Below are 25,021 nucleotides of genomic sequence, written 5' to 3' on the forward strand. Positions count from 1 at the left end.
GCTCCTTATTTCACAGTTTCTACTTCATACATCGCTTTTAATGATTTCGTTTCTAGTGCTTGTCCCCATGCTTCTTTATATGTGCCACGAGCTTTTTGGAAACGTTCATTTAACTTAGTGACCATATTTGCATCTTGCAGTATTTCCTTTATGTGATCGAAGCCTAATCGTTCTGTCCAGTAGGCAGTACGCTCTCCATAAATACCAGTTTCACGATAATACTGCATGTAAGCTGTAGCGATGCGAAGGACATCATCTTCAGTAGGGACAATCATTACAAAATCAGCTTCGCGTACTTCCGTACCACCATTTCCGCCAATATAAAGTTGGTATCCATTTTCGACACAAACAACGCCAAAATCTTTCGTCAGTACTTCCGCACAGTTACGCGGACAGCCCGTTACACCCATCTTCATTTTATGAGGTGTATCTACCATTTCTAATGATTGTTCAAGCAACATACCAAGTCCTAATGAATCTTTCGTACCGAAACGGCAGAAACGAGAGCCAACACATGATTTTACATTACGAAGAGATTTTGAATACGCATATCCAGAAGCCATATTTAATTCAGCCCATACGTTAGGTAAATCTTGTTTCTTAACACCGTATAAGCCAATTCGGCTCGCACCTGTAATTTTCACAAGTGGAACATCGTACTTTTTCGCAACTTCAGCAATTTTCATTAAATCATCTGCTGTTGTAACGCCTCCGTACATACGTGGAATAACAGAGAAGGTACCATCGTGCTGGATGTTACCATTCATTCTTTCATTCACAAAACGGGATGATTTATCATCTTCATATTCTTCTGGAATCGCCATACGTAAATAGTAGTTTAAAGCAGGACGACATTTCGAACATCCATCTTCATGTACAAAACCAAGAACGTTTCGTACTTCTTTTGGAGATTTTAAACTTTTCTCATGAATGGCCGCTACGACTTCATCACGTGATAAAGGTGTACATCCGCACATACCGGTGGTAGACTGTGCAGAAGCATCAAAAGCATCTCCAAGTGTATGAGATAAAACTTGTTCTACAAGCGGACGACATTTACCACAAGACCCTGCGGCTTTCGTACAGGCTTTAACTTCTTCAAAAGTCTTTAACTCCTGTTCTAAAATGGCGTGAACGATTGTGCCTTTCGTAACACCATTACATCCGCAAATTGTGTCATCCGCACTCATAGTAGCAACGTCAAGTTCACATTCTTCACCAGCTTTGTGAAGAATGGAAGCTGGTGTATATTCTTGTATATCTTCTTCTTTCTTTAACATGCTAAAGAGGCGGGTACCGTCAGCTGTATCACCGTATAAAACGATACCGACGACTTTATTATCACGAATTAATACTTTTTTATAGGAACGTTTACATTCATTAAAGATGGATATTGCTTTCGTTTGATCATCTTCATAAATTTGGCCAGCAGAGAATAAATCACAACCAGCAACTTTTAATTGTGTACCGACGATACTGCCCGAATATCCATCAGTTTGTAAATTTGTTATATGTTTTGCTAATATCGCACCTTGTTCATAAAGAGGAGCAACAAGTCCATATGCGATACCGTCATGCTCTGCACATTCTCCAACTGCATAAATGGACTCATCATTTGTTAGCATATAGTCATTGACTACAATACCGCGATTTACAATTAGACCAGCATCTTTTGCTATTTGCGTATTTGGGCGTATACCGACAGCCATTACGATTAAATCACAATCTACAACTTCACCATCTTCAAATTGAATGCCCTCAACATGGTCTGTACCAAGAATTTTTACAGTTTTCTTTTCCATTAAAAACTTCATGCCTTGTGCTTCTAAATCTTCACGCAGAAGAGCAGCTGCTTTCGTATCTAGTTGTTGCTCCATTAAGCTAGGCATTAAATGAACAACATGTACGTCCATTCCTAAATCAATTAGACCTCTTGCGGCTTCTAAACCGAGTAACCCGCCACCAATGACAACGGCCTTTTTCTTTTCTTTAGCGGTATCTATCATAAATTGTGTATCTTCAATAGTTCGAAATCCTGTTACACCAGAAAGTGCGGAACCTTCAACAGGTAAAATAAAAGCACTAGAACCTGTTGCGATAATGAGCTTGTCGTATGTAAGAGTACGCTTCTTTTCTGTAATAATAATTTTTTCTTCTCGGTTAATACTTTGAACTCTTTCATTCGTATACAAAGTTATTTCGTTTTCTTCATACCAACTGTATTCATTCATAATGATATCTTGCATATTTGTTTTGCCTTGTAAAACATGAGAGAGCATAATGCGGTTGTAGTTTGGATGCGGTTCATCTCCAAAAATAGTAATCTCATATGAATCACTATCATGTTTTAAGATTTCTTCCATACAGCGAATGCCAGCCATACCATTCCCGATCATAACTAAACGTTTTTTCATTTTCGTTTCCCCTTTTTATGTGAAATATTGAACAAAGGATTATATTTTTATTATAGAAAATCAAATAAGGGGGAGATGTGATATTTATCACATTTTTATAATGATTCACAAATTGTTAAAATTCGGTTTTATGTGAAGGGGATGTGAATATTTTTCGCAAAACGAAAAAGCAGGCCATAAGTATTTACACTCATGTCCTGCACTTGATTTATGCTTTCGTAATGGCACGCGGAAATAAAATATTATTTTCTAAATGAATATGCTCAAATAAATCAGACTCTAGCGCTTCGAGGCGTTGGTAAACAAGTCGATAAGTACCGCAAGCACCTTCTGGAGGAGTAAAGTCATTTGTCACTTTACGAAGTTCTTTTATAATATTTCCAGCATGATTGTGCTCATTTTCTAGTTCATTTACTACTTTACGTAACTTAGCATAGTTTTCATTAGTTGGATTTTGTTCAAATTCTAAAATTAATGGAAAATCTTCCATTTCTTCTTTAATTAAATGCTGTTCTAATTCCATTTTAAGTTCATGAAATAGCTTATGAATTTGAGCTAAATGAGGCTGACTTGCCCCATGAACACGTAATACTTTTGTCACATATGGACTTAACTGTGGTAATTCTTCATTTAAATAGCGGTGATGCTTATTTATAACATAATCAATCAATTCACGATAAGAAGCATTTTTCCAATCAATTTCCGATTCATTTAATCGTTTCGTATTATGATAAAGCGTATTTAACTCTGTAAGCACTTCAGTAGCTGATAAATTTCTTTCATGAATTGCATCAATAAGTGGCTTATTACCGCCACAACAAAAATCTATTCTATATGATTTAAAAAGATCACTAGCTTTCGGAAATTGTGTAACAATCTCACCAACAATTGAAGTTTCAGTAAATGTATGTTCCATATGAATGCCTCCATAAAATTTTAATGTAATATCTGAATTAAGAATAGCGATAAATTAAAATCTATGTAGTGATTGAAATCACTTATTCTGTGTCGTTTTTGAGAATAATAAGAAGAATGTTATTAAAATAAGGGGGAAAGTAATAAGTGGTAATATTTTACGTTAATAAAAAAGAAGCTTAGTAAAAGCTTCTTTTTTATTACTATTTTTCACATGCAATTCCATCGCCATCACGATCAAGATGAGAGCTATAACCTGGTTGCCCTTTATGTAAAGGAGCTTTCCCAGCTGCTCTAACTGCAGCACAATTTTTGTAGTATGCACTATCAGTATTACCATTAGCTGGTTGTGTTTGAGCTTGCTGTGCTTTTTGTTCTTCTTGTTGTTTGCGAGCTTGTTCATCAGCCAGACGTTTTTGTTCTTCTTGTTGTTTACGAGCTTGTTCATCAGCCAGACGTTTTTGCTCTTCTTGTTGTTTACGAGCTTGTTCATCAGCCAGACGTTTTTGTTCTTCTTGTTGTTTACGAGCTTGTTCATCAGCCAGACGTTTTTGTTCTTCTTGTTGTTTACGAGCTTGTTCATCAGCCAGACGTTTTTCATCCTCTTGCTTACGAGCTTGTTCTTCGGCTAGACGCTTCTCATCTTCTTGCTTTTGAGTTTTTTCGTCCGCCTCTTTCTTTTCTAGCTCTTTTTTCTGTTCGCTATCTTTTGGCTCTTCATTATTAGAGGCAACTTTTGTACTAGTTGCTGTCGTTTTTTCAGAAGAAGGAGCTGAAATACCTAATAACGCAACAAAAATGACAAATAATACAGCTGTAATAATAAATTGTTTTTTCGCTACACCTGTTTTCTTAATAACAGATAAGATTGCTAGAACAAGGAAGAATATAAATAGAATGAAACTTAAAGTAGAAAAAAACTCGACGACGGGGTGTTCCGATTTTGGTGTACCGGCCGTTATTAATATAATAGAAATCATAAAAAGAATAACGGTAGGACGTCCATATTGTTTTGATTTTCCATTTTTCTTAAAGAATGAAATGATACATAAGATTAAAAGAATAAAAGCAATAAAAAATAAAGCTGCACCAATATTACTTAAAATCGACATTTTCATACCTCCATTTGTAAGATTCTTCTTATTGATTATATAGGAATTTATTGGATATTACACGTTTTGTATAAATTTAGAAAATTAATATTTTTAATAGACTTATAAACATTTATTTTATATATAAGGAAAAATGGATATATTTCCTATTACTTTTTGAAAGAGATTTCATAAATTATAGTATATCGATTGAAAGGAGGAGATTTGAATGGAATTTCAATTGTTGGTAACTTGTATATTACAAGAAGGTAATGCTTACTTTTTAGTAACGAAGGTAGATGATGTTATTACGTTAAAAGTACCGATTACTGCGGGAGTAGCAGGTTTATTTTTAGCTTTAGGTGTACCAAGATGTTCTTAATTTAAATCTCTATAGTAGAAGGGGAAGGGACATGCCTTCCTTTTCTACTATTACATAATATAATTATGTAAACTTAAATATCATATTTGTGATAGCACGTTTGAAATGGACATGCATATACTATAATGTTTCATTGGATGTTAGCGGTGAAAGGTAGTTTTAATAAGTGCATCCAGTGATATTTTTAAGCTATGAAAATAAAAGAGGTGCTATTATATATGAAAAGAAAAACATTGGATATTCCAGTTACATTGCGAAGAGAGTGGTTTTTAATAGAGTTAGCTCATTTAACGAAAAAATATGGAATTGAAATTGCAACTAGTAAAATGGATGCTGCACCGTTTTTAAAAGATCAAGTTACGGAGTCAAAGATAGGGAAAGGGCTACAATACGATAAATATGATGATGAGTATATAATTGAAAATTAAAGGGTAACAACAAAATTAAATTAATTTATAACAAAATATAAAATAAAGCAGATTCTAAATATAGAATCTGCTTTATTATGAAATACTTGTAGTCAACTAGCCTCTTTCTAGTGTTTTTCCTACATATTTCTCTTGCGTTATTCCAAAAGAGTCACGAAGAATGCGAGCATAATCTTTAGATTCTATTGGTCGTTTATTTTTGGTGCCTTTAAAGGTTTCTGTATAATTTTTATTTGTTAATGATATGTGACCATAAGTAGTTAATTTACAAGTGATAGCTCCTTTATTAAAAGGAGATTCTTTATGCTCTACAATCACTTTTTGAATCTTATTCACTTTTTTCTCATCTATTGGATCTACAGTGAAAGCATAGCCTATTTTCCATTCGTTTGAAGGTTCAGATTGTAAGAAACTTGTAGATTCCCCGTTAGCTCCTTTTCTCATTTCTAAAATATGCGTACCTTTTCGAGTATTTCGCTTACGAATTCGATATTCTCCTGTTTGAGAGGAGATGACTTCTCCGTTAAAAGGGACTGGATGTAAAGGGAGATGAGATGCAAAACCTGCATCCACAACATAATCTTTATCCTCATGACTTAATATGATAATGACATGACCATCATCGGGTTTCCATTTATTATCGTAAAGGTCATAAACAGTACCGGCTACTTTGTATACTTGAAACCCACAATCAATTAAAAAATAATACAATAGGGAGTTTAATTCATAACAAAGTCCACCTCGTTTTTGAATAAGTAACTTTTCTATTAAGTTATCTTTTGAGATATTTTTAATAGTACCAGCCATAATATCAAGATTTTCATAGGGGAGAATCATTCCCATTTTTAAGAGAATTTCATCTAAATCATCAAATGTTATTTCTTTTGCAGGAATTTCTAAGCGTTTAAAAAACTCCTTTTGTAATTTGGTCATCATAAAGTATTCTCCTTTCTTTTTACAGAATTTTCTTCTGCTCACCGATAGGTTAGTACTTCTAAAAAGTTAATTCAAGTGTGCGGAAATTATCATAATATATGTTTCTGGAAATATGATTTTCTATTCGGAAATTTCAGTTTAATTTTTAATCGTAGGAAAGTCTTATAATACAAGCTCCTTTAAAATTAGTTTGTATTTAATGAAAAGAAAGTACATATCTTTATTATATTTTTAAATAACTAACTAGTAATAAAATGTTTTTTTACTAAAATTTTTTCAAGATTTGTATGCTTTATATAAACAATAATGATTTAAAAAATATCTGGGTGTAGCGAAGTAAACAATTATTGAGAAACTTTTTTGTCGTATTCTATCAAAAGGAAGAGGTAGAAACAAAGAGAATAACGAGAGTTAAGAAAGAGGGTATACAACTAGTAACCTTCTAAAAATAGGGCTAACATCTTTTTAAAATAAAAGATTAGCTATTATTAAGGAAGGGAAAATATAAAATATTATAAAGAACACCTTCTTTCAAAAAAATAGGGGGAGTAATATGCGACTGATGAGAAGATGTGTGGCCTTACTAATTGTATTTTTTATCATGGCTCCAACGATTAGCACAAATGTACAGGCAGAAGTTGTAAAAGAGCTTGGAAAGGGGTTTCCTGATACAGAAGTATTCACACCTGGAGAATGGTTTTTAGGCCAAAAACCTGCTAATTATGATGAGAATAAACCGCCAATTCTCTTTGTACAAGGAAGAAATGGTAATGCTGATAGTTGGTATGGAAAGACAGTATATCATGATATAAATGATATGTATGATTATGCTTTAAAAGCAGGCTATCAAACAGTGTTTATACAATTGTATGATGCAGCGGGGAAAGGTTCGGCTAGTCAGTGGGATAACGGAAAATTGTTGGCACAAAAACTTGAAGAAATATATAATCATTTCGGTAAGAAAGTTAATATTGTAGCGCATAGTAAAGGTGGAATTGATACACAAGCTGCATTAGTTGAATATGGTGCGAATCGATTTGTTGGAAATGTTATTACACTTGCTACACCGCATCATGGCTCAAATTTAGCAGATTTGTCATATAGTTGGTGGGCAGGGTGGCTTGCTTCTATATTAGGTCAAAAAGATGATGGTACGTATTCGTTACAAATAGGTGAAATGGCAAAGTTTCGTTCAATAATAGATAACAACCCAGCAGCTAAATTAAACCGTTACTATACGGCTACTGGGACTAGCTGGGGACCAACATTTTCTGCATTATCTATGGGCGGGTTATATTTATCATCGTACGGTTCAAATGATGGACTAGTAAATGAATGGAGTGCGAAGCTATCGTACGGTACACATTTATTTACAGATTCCAGATTTGATCATGACAATATAAGAAAAGGATCAGCTGTTTTTGCACGAATTGAACCATATTTACGTACGACAAATGTGGGGTTACCAGCTTTAGTAGCATCCAGCACTAGTTCAAATGAAAATCTAGAACAATTAAATACAACTTCAAATCAAAATATTTTAGGAGGCGAATTACCACAAAATCAGTGGATAGAGCAAAGTATTTCTGTTGATAAAAAGGCTGAAGGAATAGTTTCTGTACTAACTGCTTCTTCTGATGTAGAAGTACAAATGGTATCTCCAAAAGGAGAAATCTATGCAAACAAAGATAGCGCTATAACTACTGGTGAAGGCGAATCTTTCTTTAATGGGGCGACAATTAGAACATTTAAGTTTGATAAATTGGAAGTAGGCGAATGGAAAATCAAAATGATGGCGAAGCAGTCGAAAGATGCATATTTAGTTGTAAGCGATTACAATAATAGCGCGCCATTTGTTCTTCAAATGCCTACAAAAGTTAAAGTAAATAAACCTGAGTATAAACTGAAAAAATCACCAGTGGCACCTGAAATGAAAGGGGATCTTTCCATAACAGTAAGAGTCGTTAATAAAGAAGGTAAGTTAGTCTCTGAATTTAATGAATTACAAAATGTTAATACGAATACATTTACAGGTGCTTTGAAAGATATAAAACAACCGGGAGTATATAACGTTACGATGGATATAAAAGGGATGAATAAAGAAGGAAAACCATATAATCGTACGATTGTTAAGTCGGTTTATGTAGAGAAATAAGGAAGAATAAATAAGCATAATATAAAAGTGCAGAAATCTTGTGTTAGAAAGAATTCTGCACTTTTTTTGCGTGATGAAAGATAATAAAAGTCGAAGAAAACTGTTATTCAATAAAAAAAGATGCTGAAATAGCATCTGAATGTAAAGAAATAATATTAACTTAGTTTTGTAACTGTTAATTCAACTGAATTTATACCATTGTCACAAGTTACAATACTTTGACGATTAAAGCCACTATTATTTCTAAGTTGAAGAGTTGAATTAGCTGGCACTGTAACAATCGTTTCGCCAATGAGTTGAAGACATTCGTTATTTGATGAAGTATTCATTTGAATAGCGAAGTCACCTTGACTATTAGCAAGTGGATTGTTATTTAAAAATATAGTTATGACTGGGATATGTGGAAATACAGGATTTAAAGTAGTATTAATACTGGAAATGAACGAAACTCTATAATCACCAGCTTGTCTAAATTGTATAGTAGTAGGGTTTAGTAAGGAAACGCCTCCTGCTAAAGGTCCAACGTGATTAAATGGAAAAGGATCGCCAAAAGGAACAGTTATAAATTCAGTTTGCCAAAAAGTTCCGTATGCAGGACAGCTTCGTTTATGTGAATGGTCACATGAACATTTTTTATTTGAACTGGAAGAAGATTTGCATGAGCATTTTTTATACGAGTTTGAAGAATGATAGTATGAACCCAATATATTACCTCCTATTCTTAATAAATTTAAACCACATAGTAGTTTATGAAGATGAATCAAAATTGGCGTGTATGCTTGTACTATAAAAGGAGATAGATGTGGAATATAAAGTGGTCAAATGATGAAATGTAGTATTTGGGTATTACCTGTAACACCTTTTGAAGATGATAAGGTTCATAATTTGATAGAAAAATAAATGGAATTTCTAAATAGATTGAAGTAACGAGGAAACGTTTATCCCGCTATTTTTCGAGCAGTAAGACTCCCATCTCAAAATTCAGCGAAAGCAAAGAAGTTAGGTGGGGGGATGAATTAAACCCCCACTCATTAAAATTTCAATTTACTATATTTATTTAGTCTGACAAAACAGCAATATTATCTTTAGCTGTATGGATGTTATCATTTGGTGAAGTTATGACATTTAACTGTATGTATATTAGGTTATTCAGTTTATTTTTTTATTTGCGTAGCTGAGCAGGAAGAAGTCAGAAAATATAGAATAATGTACATATGAAGCATCGTTTGTTTTTGGTGTGAATAGTAATTAAAGATACGCTAAAATATTTAAAATTGTAACGAAAGAGAGATTAAATAATAGAGGGAGCAACTTACATGGAAAATATATTAAAGGTATCTTCAAAATCAAGCCCAAATTCAGTCGCGGGTGCAATAGCGGGTGTACTAAGAACAAGTGGTAATGTGGAAATTCAAGCGATTGGGGCTGGAGCTATAAATCAAGCGATTAAAGCAATTGCGATTGCAAGAGGGTTCGTCGCTCCAAGTGGTATTGACTTAGCCTTCGTACCAGCATTTCAAGAGATTTCTATCAATAATGAAGAAAGAACAGCGATTAAATTAATTGTAGGTCCTAGAAAGAAAAGGTCTTAGTAGAAGAGAGTGTTACTATAAGGGGAAAAGACCAATAGACTTCCCATGTTAGATACGTTATTTTATGTAACCGATCCTTGGGTGTGGACACGGCATTATGCCGGACGCATGTCTGTTAATTTCTCCTTAAATTTAGCGTGTGTTCTAGATACTTAAAAATGCCAAATCCTTTGTGATATAAGGGATTTGGTATTTTTGATGTTTTTAAAAATAAACAACCCTAAAACTGCTCATTTAGAAGATTTAGTTTTAGTAGCGGCCATTGAACGTTTTTATGATAGTTTACCTGATAAATAGAAGAGTTTACCAATGAAAAGTAACTGGGGGATTCAAAAAATGAATCAAACTATTTTAGAGAAAGTCCTAAAATTTCGGGATGATAGGAACTGGAAGCAGTTCCACAATCCTAAAGATTTAGCTATTTCTCTTTCTTTAGAGGCGAGTGAGTTGTTGGAGAATTTTCAGTGGAAAAGCAGTAAGGAAGCTGTAGAAACAAAAAAAGAAGACATGAAAGATGAGTTGGCAGATCAATTGGATATTGACTTAGAAGAGATTATTATAAACAAAATAGAAAAAATAATAAAAAATATCCAGTAGAGAAATCTCGAGACTCTAAAAAGAAATATAATGAAATTTAAAAAAGGTGGAATTAAATATGTTATATCTTTTTACTGCAAGTAATGATAGTGCTATAAAAAATTTGGAAGCTACTATTGAAAAAACATATCCTATTTCTACATGTTTAGCAGATTTAGATGCCGATACAGTAACTAAACTTAAAGATAATGAATTACATGAGAATGTATGTATGTGGGGAGCAACTCCTGGTTCTTCAAATGTTGATAGATGGGAAAAGTTAAAAGAGGGTGACGGGATTTTAGCATATTCTAAAGGGGAATTTAAGTTTTTCGGGACAATTTTTGCTAAGACTCATAACCCAGATGTGGCTAGAAAAATTTAGAAAACAAACGATAATGATGAAACTTGGGAATACATCTATTTTATTAAGGACCTAAAACCTGTAAACATTAAAGCAATCGAATTCGCAGCTTTCTTTGGCTACAAATTGAACCATACACCACAAGGATTTACTAATATTGATTCGGATTTTAGTAAAGTAAAGATTGCAGAAGAAGAGAAATCGGAAAATCGAAAAAAAACTAAAATGGAATCTGGTAGGGAAGTATGGCCTCGTGATCCGAAAAAAGCTAAACAAGCTATTAAACAGGCAGAATTTAAATGTGAAATAGATGACACACATGAAACATTTGTATCGGAAGCCAGCCGAAAAAATTATATGGAGGCCCATCATCTAATACCGTTAAGAATGCAACATGATTTTGAAAATAGTTTAGATGTTGTTGGAAGTATAGTTAGTATATGTCCGAACTGTCATAGGTTGATTCATTATGGAAGAGACAAAGATAAGAAAAAAGTTTTAGAACTTCTCTTTGAATAAAGAAAAGATTCTTTGAAGAAGTTCGGTATTGAGGTATTTCTCAAAGAGCTATTTGGATACTATGGAATTCTAAAATAAGAATATTCATAGCTATAGGGAAGGTAGAATGTTTCATACTTAAACATAGGTATTATTGTGATGGAAATTTAAATTTCGTCTTTTGAAAGTATCAATAATTTGTATTATTTTTATAGGGTTATATATTTTTCTTTTGCTCTGCTGTATAGCAGAGCTCTTTTTTTGTCGTACAAAAGCCACTTCAGTCCTGTCGGGCGGCTTCTTTTAATTTATATTCACCAATTCATCAAACTTAAACTTAGTATTCAAACCAAAAGCATCTGTACAATATATAGTTTTCGTCATCGGTTCAATATGTAATACATTTATGTACATGTCTTGCACCATTCCATCACGATAGTATGAGATATGTATTTCTTCTTCCTCGTGAAAAGATTGCATTAACGCTCTTTCTATTCGTTCCATAGTATCTTGTGTTAAAAAAGGTTTAGGTACTTTATATTGTTCCTCAAACATTCTATGTATTTCCTCGTATTGCTCCGGTATTGAAGCAAACGGATTCCATTTCACCATACCTCTTCCACGTACTACAGGAAAGCCGTTATATTCCATGATGTAATACCTCACTTTTGTTTTTTTAACTCCACTACAAACAAACGTGTGTTCTTTTTTTGGGTTTGAAAAGGGACCATTTTGTTAACATGAATATTCAAAAATAATTTTTTCAAGTTAGAATATTCAAAAACTTATTTATGCAAACAAGCATGTCATGATAACATTTAACAAAAGGGGGTAGAAGTAGATGAGTGTTGACATTATTTCTAAAGAAGAAATCACAAAATTATTAAACGACTGGTATCAAGCTATGATTTCACAACGTGTATTACAGTCTCAGAAAATAAAAGAAGATATTGCAAATAAAATCAATAATATTAAGGAAGACCAAACAATATTAGTCTACTACGCTTTATTGAATGCACGGTATAAACTGCTAATTCGGGATATGGATAGTACAAAAGATATTCTGGACAAAATCGAGCCTTTACCAGAGTCTACAGAAACATTTTTAGAGTACTATCATCATTTATTTAAAGCAATTTACGCTATTAATAAAGCAAACCATAGTGAAGCAAGAATGCAATTTGAAAAAGCTGAAACGTTTTTAGAGTACATGCATGATGAAATTGAAAAAGCTGAATTTAATTATTGGCTTGCAGTCCATTACTATCACGTATTAAAACCGATCCTAGCAGTTCAATTTGCTACAAAGGCGAATGAAGTATTTTCAATTAGTCCAGGGTATGAATTAAAAACTGCAGCATGCTTAAATACTTTAGGAATGGCACACATTCGACTAAATGAATTCGAAAGTGCAGAGGAATATTTACTTTCAGCACTAGGTACCTTCCAAAAATCTAATGATGAACTTCTTATTAAACGAGTTAAGCATAATTTAGGACTTTTATACGCAAGTCAAAACATGCCAGAGTTAGCAATTAAACACTTAGAGGATTCATTAGAAAATAACGCTAAAACTATGTTTCTTTTAGCAAGAGAACATTTTAAGTTAGGTTATAGTCATATCGCTAATGAATATATTGAGAATGGCTATAAGATTAGCGACTTATGTTATCGTCATCATTTCCGAATTTTAAAAGCAGTACATAACTATGTACCGCAAGAAGAATTAGAAAATGTGGTTATAGAAGGTATTTCGTATTTTGAAAAAGAAGAATTATATGATTGGGTAAAAGAATATGCTTCTCTTTTAGGTGAAATATTCTATGGTTCAGAAAATCATAGAAAAGCAAGCAAGTATTTGCACATCGCTTTAGATGCAGACAAAAAGAGCATAGAAAGAAGGGCGCTAAAATGAAAAAAGCAATCTTATTAATGATGATGTTATCCGCTGTTTTTACTTTTGGTCTTACTAATGCAAAAGACATACCACAAAACGAAGCAATTGAAGTGTTTATGGATCATGGAGAACATATTTAAAACCTAAGGAAGAGGGCGCTTATAGTGTCCTCTTTTTAATATCTATTATTTATATGATGAGGTTGCAGGTACGTCTTTTGGTTATTGTTTGATAAACGTAAGATGTTTCTAAAAATGTGTATACAAAGGTGTATTTTTGTACTGTATATGTTCACGTACTATATAAAAAAGTATGAAAATCTATAAAAATAATTATTTCAATAAAATTTGTTTTAGATATTAAAAAGTGCCAAAACCCTTGTGGTATAAGGGGTTTGGCACTTTTGTGTTTTTTATATTTTATCAAATAAACAACCCTAAAACTGCTCATTCTTCTCCCAAGATTCAACGATATAATGTGCAATCGTCGGATTGAAGCCTTTACCAACTAAAAACATAATCGCAGCAACTTCTGTTAATGCGTGTTCGTGTGATGTATGTTTTGCTTCATTTAAACCGTAATCTACCCATGGTTTTACGAAATCTAGTACAGGTTTCTTGAAAGGTAAAAATTGTGTACCGACAACTTGTTGAATTTGTTGTTGTGTTGGTTCAGTAATTGGTCCAGGTGGTAAGATTTGTGGTTGTGTAATGTCTAGTGTTGGTCCGGGCGGTAAAATTTGTGGTTGAGTTGGATCTATTGTTGGTGGTTTAGGTGGTGAGACACGTGCGTCGTAGTTTGGTTGATACATTTGTTGTTGATATTGCGGTTGTTGCGGCTGAGTTGTGTATGGGTTTTGTGGTGCTACATATGGATTTTGTGGATATTGTTGTTCTTGGTTTTGTGGTGCTACATATGGATTTTGTGGATATTGTTGTTCTTGGTTTTGTGGTGCTACATATGGATTTTGTGGATATTGTTGTTCTTGGTTTTGTGGTATTACATATGGATTTTGAGGATATCGCTGTTCTTGATTTTGTGGTGCTGCATATGGATTTTGAGGATATTCATAATTTGGACGTGTGTCATATGGATTTTGTTGAAATTCAGTTTCTTGGTTTTGCGTTGTTGCATATGGGTTTTCGTCATGTTGTTGCTCTTGCTGTTGTAACTCTTGTTCTTCGTATTGTTCTGTGTATCTCTGTTCTTGTTGTTGAGGATACAATGGTTGCCTTGGATAAGGCGGTTGATTATTATAGAACATGTTTATTCCTCCTTCATGATGATGCCTACCACCTAGTGTATGGGCGGACAAGAAAATATGTGATGAAAAAATGCGGGCGTGTTACAATAAGTAACTGGGTGAAGATAAAATGACAAAACAAGAAAAAATTCAAAAAACAATTACTTTTGTAAAACATATTTTAGAAAAAGATGCGAGTGGGCATGATTGGTATCATATTGAACGTGTACATAAAATGGCGATTTCTTTATCTGAGCAAGAAGGTGGAAATCGTTTTATAATTGAAATGGCAGCATTACTTCACGATGTGGCAGATGAAAAGCTAAATGAAAGTGAAGAAGCAGGAATGAAAAAAGTTTCTGATTGGTTAGAAGAGCTACGTGTTGAAGAAGAGGAAAGTAAACATATTCTTCATATCATCGCCAATATGTCTTATAAAGGTGGCCATGGCGGCACAGTAGAGTCACTTGAAGGGAAAATTGTTCAAGATGCGGATCGTTTAGATGCTCTTGGTGCAATAGGAATTGCTCGTACATTTGCATATGGCGGGGCGAAAGGGAGATTAATGTATGACCCAACTATTCCGCCGCGTGAAGAAATGACGAAAGAAGAGTATAGAAAAAATAATGATCCATCTTTAAATCATTTTTATGAAAAACTTTTGAAATTAAAAGATTTAATAAATACGAATGCAGCAAAACAAGAGGCTGAAATTCGTCATCTTTATATGGAACAGTTTATTGAACAATTTATGAAAGAGTGGAATGCACAAATATGAAAATGTTAACTGTGGAGAACTTATCAAAATCATATGGAGAAAAGCCGTTATTTGATGGATTATCATGTAGTATTACAGAAGGACAACGTGTCGGAATTATTGGTGTAAACGGAACTGGTAAATCGACATTATTAAAAATTATTGCGGGATTAGAAACTCCTGATACAGGTGATATGACGCATTCACGTGGGTATACAATTAGTTATTTATCACAGCAACCAGAGTTTGATGAAAAACTGACAGTATTAGAGCAAGTGTTCCATGGCGATACACCTTTAATTCGTCTTCTTCGTGATTATGAAAAAGCACTATTAAATATTGAAAAAGATCCAAGTAATGAAAAAGTACAGGAACAATTATTTGCAGTGCAGCAACGTATGGATGCAATGAGTGCATGGGAAGCAAATGCAAATGCGAAATCTCTTTTAACGAAATTAGGAATTACGGACTTCACTGCAATTGTTGGGAATTTATCTGGTGGACAGAAAAAACGTATCGCAATGGCACAATGTTTTATTGAAACACCGGATTTATTAATTTTAGACGAGCCTACGAACCATCTTGACCACGAGACAGTTGAATGGTTAGAAGAATATTTAGCGAGATATACAGGTTCGGTATTACTTGTAACCCATGATCGTTATTTCTTAGATCGTGTGACGAATCGTATTTTTGAATTAGATAATGGTAAACTATATAGCTACGAAGGAAACTATAGTACATTTTTAGAAGCGAAAGCACTTCGTGAAGAGCAAGAATTGGCACAAGAATCGAAACGCCAAAATTTATATCGTCGTGAACTTGCTTGGATTCGTCGTGGTGCAAAAGCCCGTTCTACGAAACAAAAGGCGCGTATTCAGCGTTTTGATGAGCTAAAGGAACAAGAAGGACCAGCTGCAAAACAGTCAGTTGATATTGCACTAAGCGGAAGTCGTCTAGGAAAGAAAGTACTTGAGTTAAAAGATGTAACGAAAAAATTTGGCGATAAGACGGTATTACATAATTTTAATCATATTGTGAAACCGGGTGATCGTATCGGAATTATTGGGGCGAATGGAAGCGGGAAATCTTCCCTATTAAATATGCTTGCAGGTAAGTTATCTCCTGATAGTGGTGAAGTGGAAGTAGGACAAACTGTAAAAGTTGCTTATTATACGCAAGAAAATGAAGAGATGAATTTAAATCAGCGTATGATTGAATACATTAAAGAGATTGCAGAAGTTATTCATACGACAGATGGAAAAGTAATTGGTGCATCTCAAATGTTAGAACGTTTCTTATTCCCGACTCATTCACATGGTACACCGCTTGGTAAACTATCTGGTGGTGAAAGAAGACGTTTATATTTATTACGTATTTTAATGGGAGAACCAAACGTACTTTTACTTGATGAACCTACGAATGATCTAGATACACAAACATTAACAGTACTAGAAGATTATTTAGAAGATTTCCCAGGTGTCGTTTTAACTGTATCGCATGACCGTTACTTCTTAGATAAAGTAGTAGATGAACTGTTCATCTTTACTGGCGGAGGCGAAGTGCGTGAGTTTCTAGGTAGTTATACAGATTATTTAGAAATGGAAAAAACGAGAGAACTTATGGAGAAAGCGGAAGTTCAAAAAGAGAAAAAAGTTGTAGAAGAAGCGCCAAAACAACAACGTAAACGTAAACTTTCATACAATGAACAGCGTGAATGGGAAACGATTGAAGATACAATTGCCGAACTTGAAGAGAAAATTGAGTCAATTGGAGAAGAACTTGCGAAAGTTGGATCTGACTTCACAAAGGCACAAGAATTATCTGAAGCACAGCAGAAAACAGAAGAAGAGCTAGAAAAAAAGATGGAAAGATGGAGTGAACTATCAGACATCGTTGAAGGATTAAAATAAAAACAAGCTGCATATATTGAAAAGTAAAGAGAAAAACTTTACACTATTGGTAGAACCTATTTTAGGAGGGAAAAAATGAGAACATCTAATCCAATGTTGAAAAAAGAGGCATTCCGTAAAGAGGGAGCAAGTGCTTCTGCGATGACGATTGGCGGAACAGTAGGCAAAACGTTCATTATGCTTATCTTGCTACTTGCAACGTCTGTCTATTCATACATACAGATGATGCAGGGGACGATGAAGATGCCAGTATTAATTGGTGCTTTAATCGTTGCGGCAATCATCGCATTTGCGTCTATGTTCTTCCCACGTATTTCACCTTTTGGTGCACCAATCTATGCAGCGGTAGAAGGGGTTGTGTTAGGAAGTATTTCAGCAGTTTATACAATGAAATTTGGCGATTCTATCGTTTTAAATGCTGTATTACTAACAATCTCAATTCTATTTGCAATGTTAGTGTTATATGCAACACGCGTAGTAAAAGTAACGGATAAATTCCGTACAGGCGTGATGGCAGCAACACTTGGAATTATGGTTATGTATTTAGTCGTATTCCTACTAAATATGTTTGGTGTAACTGTTCCATACATTCACCAAGGTGGTACAATCGGTATTATTATTAGTGCAGTTGTTATTGTAGTTGCTGCATTAAACTTATTACTAGATTTCGATTTAATCGAAAATGGTGTACGTAGTCAAGCTCCGAAATATATGGAGTGGTATACTGCGATGGGACTAATGCTTACATTAGTATGGTTATACTTAGAAATTCTTCGTTTCGTTTCTTACTTTACGAAAAATGACTAATAAAAAAATCCTGCATGAAAAATGCAGGATTTTTTTATTTTCAAAGATATATTGAATGCATGGTATAATATGGATGATAGCAACTTGAAGTGAAGGAGATGGAATATGATGAAAGAGAAGAAGGGGATTATGAAAAAACTATTTTCTAAAAGTTTTTTCATAGAACTAGATGAAGCTTTAACGTATCCATCATCAAAAGTTATTACTTCAGCGATTGAAGGATATGCAGCTGAATGCAATGAAAGACTAAAATTTGAGAGTAAAGTTAAACCGATTACTTTCTACTTAGAAAATGCAATGTACCGTGCTGAAATAAAGATGGCTCGCGGAGGATATTACATATCTTGTACTGAAGTGTAATAAATTTTGAAACCATACATGTTTGAACTATGTATGGTTTCTTTTTTTGTTTTGTAAGGTCTAAAATAATACTTTTTACTTACGGATATATCATTTTGTGCTTTTTACCATTCAAACATTTCTCCTTACAATGAAGAAAAACATGTGAGGTGGTATAACTTATGATGAATCGAGTTGTATTAATCGGTAGATTGACAAAGGAGCCAGAATTATACTACACAAAACAAGGCGTCGCTTATGCACGAATATGTGTTGCGGTGAATAGAGGATTTCGAAATAGTTTAGGTGAACAACAAGTCGATTTTATTAATTGTGTCGTTTGGCGCAAATCGGCTGAGAATGTAACTGAATATTGTAAAAAGGGATCACTCGTTGGGATTACAGGGCGTATTCAGACTAGTAATTACGATAATGAACAAGGCAAGAGAATATATAGAACTGAAGTTGTGATTGAGAGTATTACCTTTTTGGAGAGAAGGCGGGAGGGGGCATCGTAATAAAAGGTGATTTGAAGTAATAGCTTCGGAAAAAATTGTGGAAAGTATTTTAATAAACTTAAAGAGGGGATACCGCCAGCTTTTTTGAAAAAACAAGTAAAGAGTATACAAAATTTTATAACGTTTTTTGGCTAATCCAGTAACAAACGAGAACCGTAAAACCCATCACAGGATAGGAATGTATAAAAAGATGAATCGAGTGATAGAAAATAAAAAAGGGATTCCTTCTGAGAGTAAGGAATCCTCCTTTTTGTTGCTACCGATAATAGGACGTTATGTTAATTAGAAATGTATACGATATTCATAAAATCCGAACTGTTCAATTTGTTAAAAAAAACTATAGTTGAAATTCTTTCTTTATAATTTCAGCTACTTCTGTAGCATTTAAATTCGTATTATTGATCCTTATATAATTTTTCTCTGTAATTTCTCCTTCTCTTGAATTTAATCTAAAATTTTCAAATGTGCTTAATAAATTTTGTTCAGATTGTTCAATCTTTCTTTTCGTTGGCTTATGTTCAAGTCGATGAGGTGTTTTATTTCGTTGAAGTCTTTCTTCTACATCAGCTTCTAATTCAACAAAATAAATATCAACCCCTTGGGAACGAAAAATATTACATATACTTTCAACATCATCCCAATCTTTCTTTTCATTAAACGCCCATACGTATGTAAAAATCATTCCATAATGTTCACTCTTTGAAAATGATTGAAATATTTCCTTTCGAAAAAGATGTGTTAATCGCCACATTTCCGAAGAGAATCCATACAATGGCTCCAATAAATCAATTGTCATATGGTTATGAAATAATTTTAAATCAGTCATCTTTGCTAGTTCTTGTCCAACTGTCATTTTCCCAACTGCTTGTGGCCCAAATATCAAAACAAACTTTTTCATCGAATTCCCTCCAAAAAATAATAAGACATTAATTACAAAATAAGAGATTCTGTAAATGTATCACAATCAAAATATTTTGTAGAATCTATATACTTTTCTGCCTTTTGTATTTATAAAAATAGTTGTCTTCCAATAACGAAAATTATGTAAATAAGCTATCCATATGGATAGCTTAATATATTTTTTTGCTTAGCGTGTTTTTTTTTTTTTTTTTATACTGGTGGTACCTCAAGAAATGGATAAAAAATAAAAATCATCGGAAACGAAAGCTTTTAAAATCCCGTTCCTAATTTAAAATGTAAAAAGAATGAAATAGTATGGTAGCGGGAAGAAAGTAGTAAAATTAAGCATCCCAGTAGGAGTATAGAGTGATAACATGTTACAATACAGCTAAGAACACGCAATAAAGGAGAGTTTTTTACGTGAAGATTAAAGCAATTGAACCGACGCCAAGTCCAAATACAATGAAAGTTATTTTGAATGAATTATTACCATCAGGAGCACGTAATAATTATACAAATGAAAATAAAGAACAAGCACCAATGCAAGTGCAAGAAATTTTGAAAATTGAAGGCATTAAAGGTGTATATCATGTAGCCGACTTTTTAGCAGTGGAGCGAAATGCGAAGTATGACTGGAAAGTTTTATTACAACAAGTTCGTGCGGTTTTCGGCGAAGAAGTATTGGAAGAAAGTGAAGAACAACAACTGTCTCATTTTGGAGAAGTGAAAGTGTTTGTTCAAATGTTCTTTACAATTCCAATGCAAGTAAAGTTAACAGATGGAACATCGGAAGAACGTGTTGGCTTACCAGATCGTTTTAAAGAATCAATTATGAAAGTGCAAATGTCTGCACCAAACGTTGTAAAAGAGCGTAAATGGGTAGAACAAAGTACACGTTACGGTAATTTTGAAGAAATTGGGAAAGAAGTAGTGGAAGAGATTGTTGCTGCTTATTCAGAAGAACGTGTAAATGAAACGGTTAAAGAATTATTAAATCAAGCAGGTGCTGTTGAAGTAACGATTCAAAAGCGTGAGCCATATAAAGTAACAGAAGAGATGATGAAAGATTCTGACTGGAAAAATCGTTTTGCAGCATTAGAACAAATGGATCCTACTGAAGAAGATATTCCAGTGTTGAAGATGGCGTTAGATGATGAAAAAGTTTCAATACGCCGTTTAGCAACAGCTTATTTAGGTATGGTAAAAGGTGATGAAGTATTACCGTTATTATATAAAGCTTTGTTAGATCGCTCTGTAAGTGTTCGCCGTACTGCAGGAGATTGTTTATCAGATGTAGGTGATCCGGCAGCGATGTTCGTTATGATTAAATCTCTGAAAGATCCAAGTAAATTAGTACGCTGGCGTGCAGCGATGTTCTTATTTGAACTTGGAGATGAAAGTGCGATTCCAGCATTAAAAGCAGCGCAAGATGATCCAGAGTTTGAAGTAGCCATGCAAGCACGTCTAGCATTAGAGCGTATTGAAGGCGGAGAAGAAGCAAAAGGTTCTGTATGGAAACAAATGACGGAGTCTCGTAAAGGGGAATAATGTATGATTGTTTTCTATGATAGTTGGTGTCCGATGTGTACGGCCGTTGCAGAACGTACGAAAAAATTAGATAAAAAGGGTAAGATGAAATTTGTTTCATTTCGAAATGAAGATGTAGTTGAGAAGTATGAGCTTTCTCAAGAACTACAAAGTAAGATGGAACAAAGACTGTATATTTTTAAAAATAATAAGTGGTATGACGGTATTCAGAGCATAGATGTATTAGCAAAGGCCGTTCCATCTTATTGGTTTGCAGTTCCTTTTATAAAGCTATCTATCGTACTTGGTTTTGGAAGTAAAGTATACGATTATATCGCTAATAATAGAAAACTTGTTCCAGTGGGACATTGCCGCGGTGGGGTTTGTGAAATCCCTACAAAAAAATGAAATCATCGTTATCTTTCTTTTGCACCTATTAATAGAGCGTGATATGATGAATTTGGAATGAAAGTTGAAGGAGAGATTACAAGATGTCAAATGCTTATGAAGAATACATGCGCCAAATGGTAATCCCAATGCGCCAAGAGTTAGTGCGTTCTGGGTTTGAAGAGTTAACTACAGAAGAAGCTGTAACAGAATTTATGGAAAATACATCAGGTACAACTTTAGTAGTTGTAAACTCTGTTTGTGGTTGTGCAGCTGGTTTAGCACGTCCATCAGCAGGTCAAGCGGTTGTTCGTGCTGAAAAACAACCTGATCATCTTGTAACTGTATTCGCAGGTCAAGATAAAGATGCTACTGCAAAAATGCGTGAATACTTCGGAGAAATTCCTCCATCTTCACCATCTATGGCATTATTAAAAGGAAAAGAAGTTGTTCACTTTATTCACCGTCATGAAATTGAAGGTGCAACTATGGACGAAATTATTACGAACTTAGAACAAGCTTTCGAAAAGAATTGCTAAAGAAGGGGGAGAGTAAATCTCCCTCTTTTCTTTATATAGAGGTGAAACAATGATCGTAACAACAGCAGGAAGAACGAACAAAGAAATGACAGATTATGCAAACGAGGTAGCAGCAGAATTAAATGCTTCTTTCGTTAAACGTAATGACATACCGGTACATAAGCTACATGAGCAGTATGAACAAGATGTGCTTGTCGTAGGGAAGAACCGATTAGCTATTTATCCAAAAGGTACGGAAGAATCGTTTTTCTTTCATCCGAACTCAGCGATGTTTCGTGTGAAAAGGTTAATGCGTGGAGAACACGATCCGTTTGTACAAGCCACGCAATTAGAGAGAGGAATGACAGTGTTAGATTGTACGCTCGGGATGGCATCAGATAGTATTGTAGCTAGTTATGTTGTTGGGGAAAGCGGAAAAGTAACAGGACTTGAAGGCAATGAGTATATGGCTTATATTATGGAAAATGGTTTGAAAACATGGTCTTCATCTGTTTCTGAAATTGATGAAGCAATGCAAAGAATCCAAGTAAAGCAAACGGAGCATTTTTCATTTTTAGCGCAATGTGAAGACAATAGTTACGATGTCGTTTACCTTGATCCGATGTTTGAAGAAACTGTCATAGAATCCGATGGAATTAAAGGATTAAAACACTTCGCTTTGTATCATGATATTACTGACGAAACAATTGCGGAGGCAAAACGAGTGGCGAGAAAACGTGTCGTTTTAAAAGATCATTTTCGTAGTTCTAGATTTGAAAAACACAATTTTTATGTATACAAAAGAAAAAGTGCTAAGTTTCACTTTGGTGTAATTGACCCTTGCTAATTGTTTGAAAAGATGTATAATAAGCAATAATTAATTAAATATACTGTCTGTGATGAAGAGAGTAGTCTTTTTTAGAAGGAAAGCGAGCTAGGGATGGTGTGAGCCTAGTACGGAAGAAAAAGATGAAGCGCACTTCGGAGATGCTTCTTGAACGAATAGTAGAGAAAGCCGAGGCCCCCTGTCCTCGTTATAAACGGGAAAGTGGTTCGTAACGAACAACAAGGGTGGTACCACGGGTTAAAACTCGTCTCTTTTTTAGAGACGAGTTTTTTGTGTTTTAAAAAATAAGGAGGTTGTATCATGGATTATAAAATGCAGTTTGCGGAAAGTTTATCTAATATTTTCACGAATGAATTAACGCAAAAACAAATTTTAGATTTAATTGAAACACCGAAACAAGATGAATTTGGAGATGCAGCGTTCCCATGCTTTTCATTAGCGAAGCAATATAAAAAAGCACCAGCTCTTATCGCAAAGGAAGTTGCTGAGAAATTCAATGATCCGTTTTTTACGAAAGTAGAAGCCGTTGGTCCTTATGTAAATGTATTTTTCAATCGTGAAACTGTAAGTGATGCAGTATTAAAAACAGTTTTAGCGGAGAAAGAAGAGTTCGGTCAAAACCACTTTGGCTGTGAAAAAACAGTAGTAATTGATTATTCCTCTCCTAATATCGCGAAACCTTTTTCGATGGGGCATTTACGTTCTACAATGATAGGAAATTCGCTGAAACATATCGCTGAAAAATGTGGCTATGAAGTTGTAGGGATTAATTATATAGGAGATTGGGGAACACAGTTTGGAAAGTTAATTACGGCTTATAAAAAATGGGGAAATGAAGCAGTAGTTAAAGAAGATCCAATACGTGAGCTATTTAAGTTATATGTCCAATTCCATGAAGAGGTAAAAGACGACGAAGAACTAGAAGAAGAAGGACGTGCTTGGTTTAAGAAACTAGAAGAAGGTGATGAAGAAGCGGTAGAACTTTGGAATTGGTTTCGTCATGAGTCCCTTAAAGAATTTTCTCGCATTTATGAACTTCTCGGCGTAGAATTTACTAATTTTCAGGGAGAAGCATTTTATAATAATTTAATGGAAGATTTTATTGGGATTTTAGAAGAACATGAGTTGCTTGAACAATCAGAAGGTGCATTAGTCGTTAATTTAGAAGAAGAAGGAATGCCGCCTTGTTTAATTAGAAAATCAGATGGTGCGACGATTTATGCAACGCGTGACTTAACGGCAGCTTTATATCGTCAAAACACTTATGGGTTTGATAAAGCGCTATATGTTGTTGGTCCAGAACAAAGCTTACATTTCAATCAATTTTTCACCGTATTAAAAAAACTTGGCTATACTTGGGTTGATGGTATGGAACACGTACCGTTTGGCTTCATTTTAAAAGATGGTAAGAAAATGTCGACACGTAAAGGAAGAGTTATTTTACTTGAAGAAGTACTCGAAGAAGCAATCGAACTTGCAAAACAAAATATTGAAGAGAAAAATCCAAACTTAAAACAGAAAGAAGAAGTAGCAAAGCAAGTCGGTGTTGGTGCAGTCATCTTCCACGATTTAAAAAATGAGCGTATGCATAATATCGAATTCTCATTAGAAAATATGCTGAAATTTGAAGGAGAAACAGGACCTTACGTACAGTACACACATGCACGTGCTTGTTCTATTTTAAGAAAAGAAAGTGTAGAATTTGAAACATGTACATTTGCTTTAAAAGACGATCATAGCTGGAGTGTCGTAAAATTACTAAATAAATTCCCGCAAATAATTGAAGCAGCTTTCAATAAAAATGAGCCATCGATTATTTCGAAATATATATTAGATGTAGCACAATCATTCAATAAATATTACGGTAATGTTCGTATATTAGAAGAGAGCAAAGAAAAAGACAGCAGACTCGCATTGGTTTATGCTGTGACGGTTGTATTAAAAGAAGGATTACGTTTACTTGGGGTGGAGGCACCTGAGGAAATGTAACATAGTAGTAAACTGACAAACTGGGTCT

27 protein-coding genes and 1 other annotated feature are annotated in these 25,021 nt (G+C 34.1%); of the genes, 19 read left to right on the plus strand and 8 right to left on the minus strand.

What is annotated here, in order from left to right:
* Nucleotides 1-5: 5 nt before the first annotated feature.
* From nirB to NST90_RS10460, 3 genes are all read right to left on the minus strand, one after another.
* Nucleotides 6-2,414: an NADPH-nitrite reductase large subunit gene (gene nirB, locus NST90_RS10450; protein ID WP_000746947.1), complete on the minus strand. Its 2,409-nt coding sequence runs from the start codon at nt 2,412-2,414 to the stop codon at nt 6-8.
* Between the two features lie 208 nt (nt 2,415-2,622).
* The gene (gene ric, locus NST90_RS10455) at nt 2,623-3,330 is read right to left on the minus strand and encodes an iron-sulfur cluster repair di-iron protein (protein ID WP_000401361.1); all 708 of its coding nucleotides are present in this window, start codon (nt 3,328-3,330) and stop codon (nt 2,623-2,625) included.
* Between the two features lie 202 nt (nt 3,331-3,532).
* A complete protein-coding gene (locus tag NST90_RS10460; protein WP_000025815.1) occupies nt 3,533-4,441 on the minus strand; it encodes an excalibur calcium-binding domain-containing protein in 909 nt (302 codons plus the stop codon).
* Between the two features lie 208 nt (nt 4,442-4,649).
* Here NST90_RS10460 and exsG point away from each other — a divergent pair, with 208 nt between their 5' ends.
* Nucleotides 4,650-4,802, plus strand: coding sequence for an exosporium protein ExsG (gene exsG, locus NST90_RS10465; protein ID WP_000395679.1), 153 nt, complete (start codon nt 4,650-4,652; stop codon nt 4,800-4,802).
* A gap of 218 nt (nt 4,803-5,020) precedes the next feature.
* Nucleotides 5,021-5,230 (plus strand): hypothetical protein, encoded by a 210-nt coding sequence (locus NST90_RS10470; protein ID WP_000824205.1) that lies wholly within the window; start codon nt 5,021-5,023, stop codon nt 5,228-5,230.
* A 96-nt stretch (nt 5,231-5,326) separates the two neighbouring features.
* Here the strand turns inward: NST90_RS10470 and NST90_RS10475 are convergent, their stop codons facing one another.
* On the minus strand, nt 5,327-6,166 hold the full coding sequence (locus NST90_RS10475; RefSeq protein ID WP_000988427.1) for an arylamine N-acetyltransferase: 840 nt from the start codon (nt 6,164-6,166) through the stop codon (nt 5,327-5,329).
* Nucleotides 6,167-6,719: 553 nt separating this feature from the next.
* On the opposite strand from NST90_RS10475, the gene NST90_RS10480 reads away from it, so the two are divergent.
* Nucleotides 6,720-8,321 carry a hypothetical protein gene (locus NST90_RS10480; RefSeq protein WP_048567931.1) on the plus strand — a complete coding sequence of 534 codons (1,602 nt, stop codon included), beginning with the start codon at nt 6,720-6,722 and terminating at the stop codon, nt 8,319-8,321.
* A 155-nt stretch (nt 8,322-8,476) separates the two neighbouring features.
* On the opposite strand, the gene NST90_RS10485 is transcribed toward NST90_RS10480, so the two are convergent.
* A complete protein-coding gene (locus NST90_RS10485) occupies nt 8,477-9,025 on the minus strand; it encodes a hypothetical protein (protein WP_016122400.1) in 549 nt (182 codons plus the stop codon).
* Between the two features lie 612 nt (nt 9,026-9,637).
* Between NST90_RS10485 and NST90_RS10490 the strand changes: the two genes are divergently transcribed.
* The 4 genes from NST90_RS10490 (at nt 9,638) to NST90_RS10505 (ending at nt 11,372) form a co-directional block, all read left to right on the plus strand.
* Complete coding sequence (locus NST90_RS10490) at nt 9,638-9,913, plus strand: stage V sporulation protein S (RefSeq protein WP_000427801.1); 276 nt, start codon at nt 9,638-9,640, stop codon at nt 9,911-9,913.
* Nucleotides 9,914-10,222: 309 nt separating this feature from the next.
* Nucleotides 10,223-10,510: a hypothetical protein gene (locus NST90_RS10495; RefSeq protein ID WP_309306784.1), complete on the plus strand. Its 288-nt coding sequence runs from the start codon at nt 10,223-10,225 to the stop codon at nt 10,508-10,510.
* Nucleotides 10,511-10,568: 58 nt separating this feature from the next.
* Complete coding sequence (locus tag NST90_RS10500) at nt 10,569-10,874, plus strand: hypothetical protein (protein ID WP_000966113.1); 306 nt, start codon at nt 10,569-10,571, stop codon at nt 10,872-10,874.
* Nucleotides 10,875-10,979: 105 nt separating this feature from the next.
* On the plus strand, nt 10,980-11,372 hold the full coding sequence (locus NST90_RS10505) for an HNH endonuclease (protein ID WP_016122401.1): 393 nt from the start codon (nt 10,980-10,982) through the stop codon (nt 11,370-11,372).
* Between the two features lie 282 nt (nt 11,373-11,654).
* On the opposite strand, the gene NST90_RS10510 is transcribed toward NST90_RS10505, so the two are convergent.
* Nucleotides 11,655-12,002, minus strand: a complete 348-nt coding sequence (locus NST90_RS10510) for a YolD-like family protein (protein WP_000456182.1) — start codon at nt 12,000-12,002, stop codon at nt 11,655-11,657.
* A 190-nt stretch (nt 12,003-12,192) separates the two neighbouring features.
* Between NST90_RS10510 and NST90_RS10515 the strand changes: the two genes are divergently transcribed.
* Nucleotides 12,193-13,266, plus strand: a complete 1,074-nt coding sequence (locus NST90_RS10515; protein ID WP_000109855.1) for a tetratricopeptide repeat protein — start codon at nt 12,193-12,195, stop codon at nt 13,264-13,266.
* Nucleotides 13,263-13,388 (plus strand): aspartate phosphatase, encoded by a 126-nt coding sequence (locus NST90_RS10520; protein ID WP_000709201.1) that lies wholly within the window; start codon nt 13,263-13,265, stop codon nt 13,386-13,388. Before NST90_RS10515 ends, NST90_RS10520 begins: the two co-directional genes overlap by 4 nt.
* 296 nt (nt 13,389-13,684) lie before the next feature.
* Here the strand turns inward: NST90_RS10520 and NST90_RS10525 are convergent, their stop codons facing one another.
* Nucleotides 13,685-14,512, minus strand: coding sequence for a hypothetical protein (locus NST90_RS10525; protein ID WP_025709741.1), 828 nt, complete (start codon nt 14,510-14,512; stop codon nt 13,685-13,687).
* Between the two features lie 109 nt (nt 14,513-14,621).
* On the opposite strand from NST90_RS10525, the gene NST90_RS10530 reads away from it, so the two are divergent.
* The 5 genes from NST90_RS10530 to NST90_RS10550 all read left to right on the plus strand — a co-directional run bounded on the left by NST90_RS10530 (nt 14,622) and on the right by NST90_RS10550 (nt 18,825).
* The gene (locus NST90_RS10530) at nt 14,622-15,269 is read left to right on the plus strand and encodes an HD domain-containing protein (protein ID WP_283748191.1); all 648 of its coding nucleotides are present in this window, start codon (nt 14,622-14,624) and stop codon (nt 15,267-15,269) included.
* Nucleotides 15,266-17,161, plus strand: coding sequence for an ABC-F family ATP-binding cassette domain-containing protein (locus tag NST90_RS10535; RefSeq protein WP_000783172.1), 1,896 nt, complete (start codon nt 15,266-15,268; stop codon nt 17,159-17,161). The genes NST90_RS10530 and NST90_RS10535 overlap by 4 nt, the downstream gene beginning before the upstream one ends.
* Before the next feature lie 75 nt (nt 17,162-17,236).
* Entirely contained in the window at nt 17,237-17,968 is a 732-nt protein-coding gene (locus NST90_RS10540) for a Bax inhibitor-1/YccA family protein (RefSeq protein WP_001260655.1), read from the plus strand.
* A 105-nt stretch (nt 17,969-18,073) separates the two neighbouring features.
* A complete protein-coding gene (locus NST90_RS10545; protein WP_000975137.1) occupies nt 18,074-18,328 on the plus strand; it encodes a DUF4318 domain-containing protein in 255 nt (84 codons plus the stop codon).
* Between the two features lie 161 nt (nt 18,329-18,489).
* Nucleotides 18,490-18,825 (plus strand): single-stranded DNA-binding protein, encoded by a 336-nt coding sequence (locus tag NST90_RS10550; RefSeq protein ID WP_000982019.1) that lies wholly within the window; start codon nt 18,490-18,492, stop codon nt 18,823-18,825.
* A gap of 337 nt (nt 18,826-19,162) precedes the next feature.
* Here the strand turns inward: NST90_RS10550 and NST90_RS10555 are convergent, their stop codons facing one another.
* Nucleotides 19,163-19,723, minus strand: a complete 561-nt coding sequence (locus NST90_RS10555; protein ID WP_000714950.1) for an AAA family ATPase — start codon at nt 19,721-19,723, stop codon at nt 19,163-19,165.
* A gap of 422 nt (nt 19,724-20,145) precedes the next feature.
* Here NST90_RS10555 and NST90_RS10560 point away from each other — a divergent pair, with 422 nt between their 5' ends.
* From NST90_RS10560 to argS, 5 genes are all read left to right on the plus strand, one after another.
* On the plus strand, nt 20,146-21,273 hold the full coding sequence (locus tag NST90_RS10560; protein ID WP_283748190.1) for a conserved virulence factor C family protein: 1,128 nt from the start codon (nt 20,146-20,148) through the stop codon (nt 21,271-21,273).
* Between the two features lie 3 nt (nt 21,274-21,276).
* Nucleotides 21,277-21,660 carry a DCC1-like thiol-disulfide oxidoreductase family protein gene (locus NST90_RS10565; protein ID WP_000634884.1) on the plus strand — a complete coding sequence of 128 codons (384 nt, stop codon included), beginning with the start codon at nt 21,277-21,279 and terminating at the stop codon, nt 21,658-21,660.
* An 83-nt stretch (nt 21,661-21,743) separates the two neighbouring features.
* On the plus strand, nt 21,744-22,178 hold the full coding sequence (locus tag NST90_RS10570; protein WP_000063706.1) for a BrxA/BrxB family bacilliredoxin: 435 nt from the start codon (nt 21,744-21,746) through the stop codon (nt 22,176-22,178).
* A 49-nt stretch (nt 22,179-22,227) separates the two neighbouring features.
* Nucleotides 22,228-23,004, plus strand: a complete 777-nt coding sequence (locus NST90_RS10575; RefSeq protein ID WP_000637459.1) for a class I SAM-dependent methyltransferase — start codon at nt 22,228-22,230, stop codon at nt 23,002-23,004.
* A gap of 40 nt (nt 23,005-23,044) precedes the next feature.
* Nucleotides 23,045-23,259: a binding site (T-box leader), on the plus strand.
* A gap of 45 nt (nt 23,260-23,304) precedes the next feature.
* Entirely contained in the window at nt 23,305-24,993 is a 1,689-nt protein-coding gene (gene argS, locus NST90_RS10580) for an arginine--tRNA ligase (RefSeq protein ID WP_000384910.1), read from the plus strand.
* Nucleotides 24,994-25,021: the final 28 nt, after the last annotated feature.

Source organism: Bacillus sp. FSL E2-8900 (assembly GCF_037966225.1).
GTDB lineage: Bacteria > Bacillota > Bacilli > Bacillales > Bacillaceae_G > Bacillus_A > Bacillus_A cereus.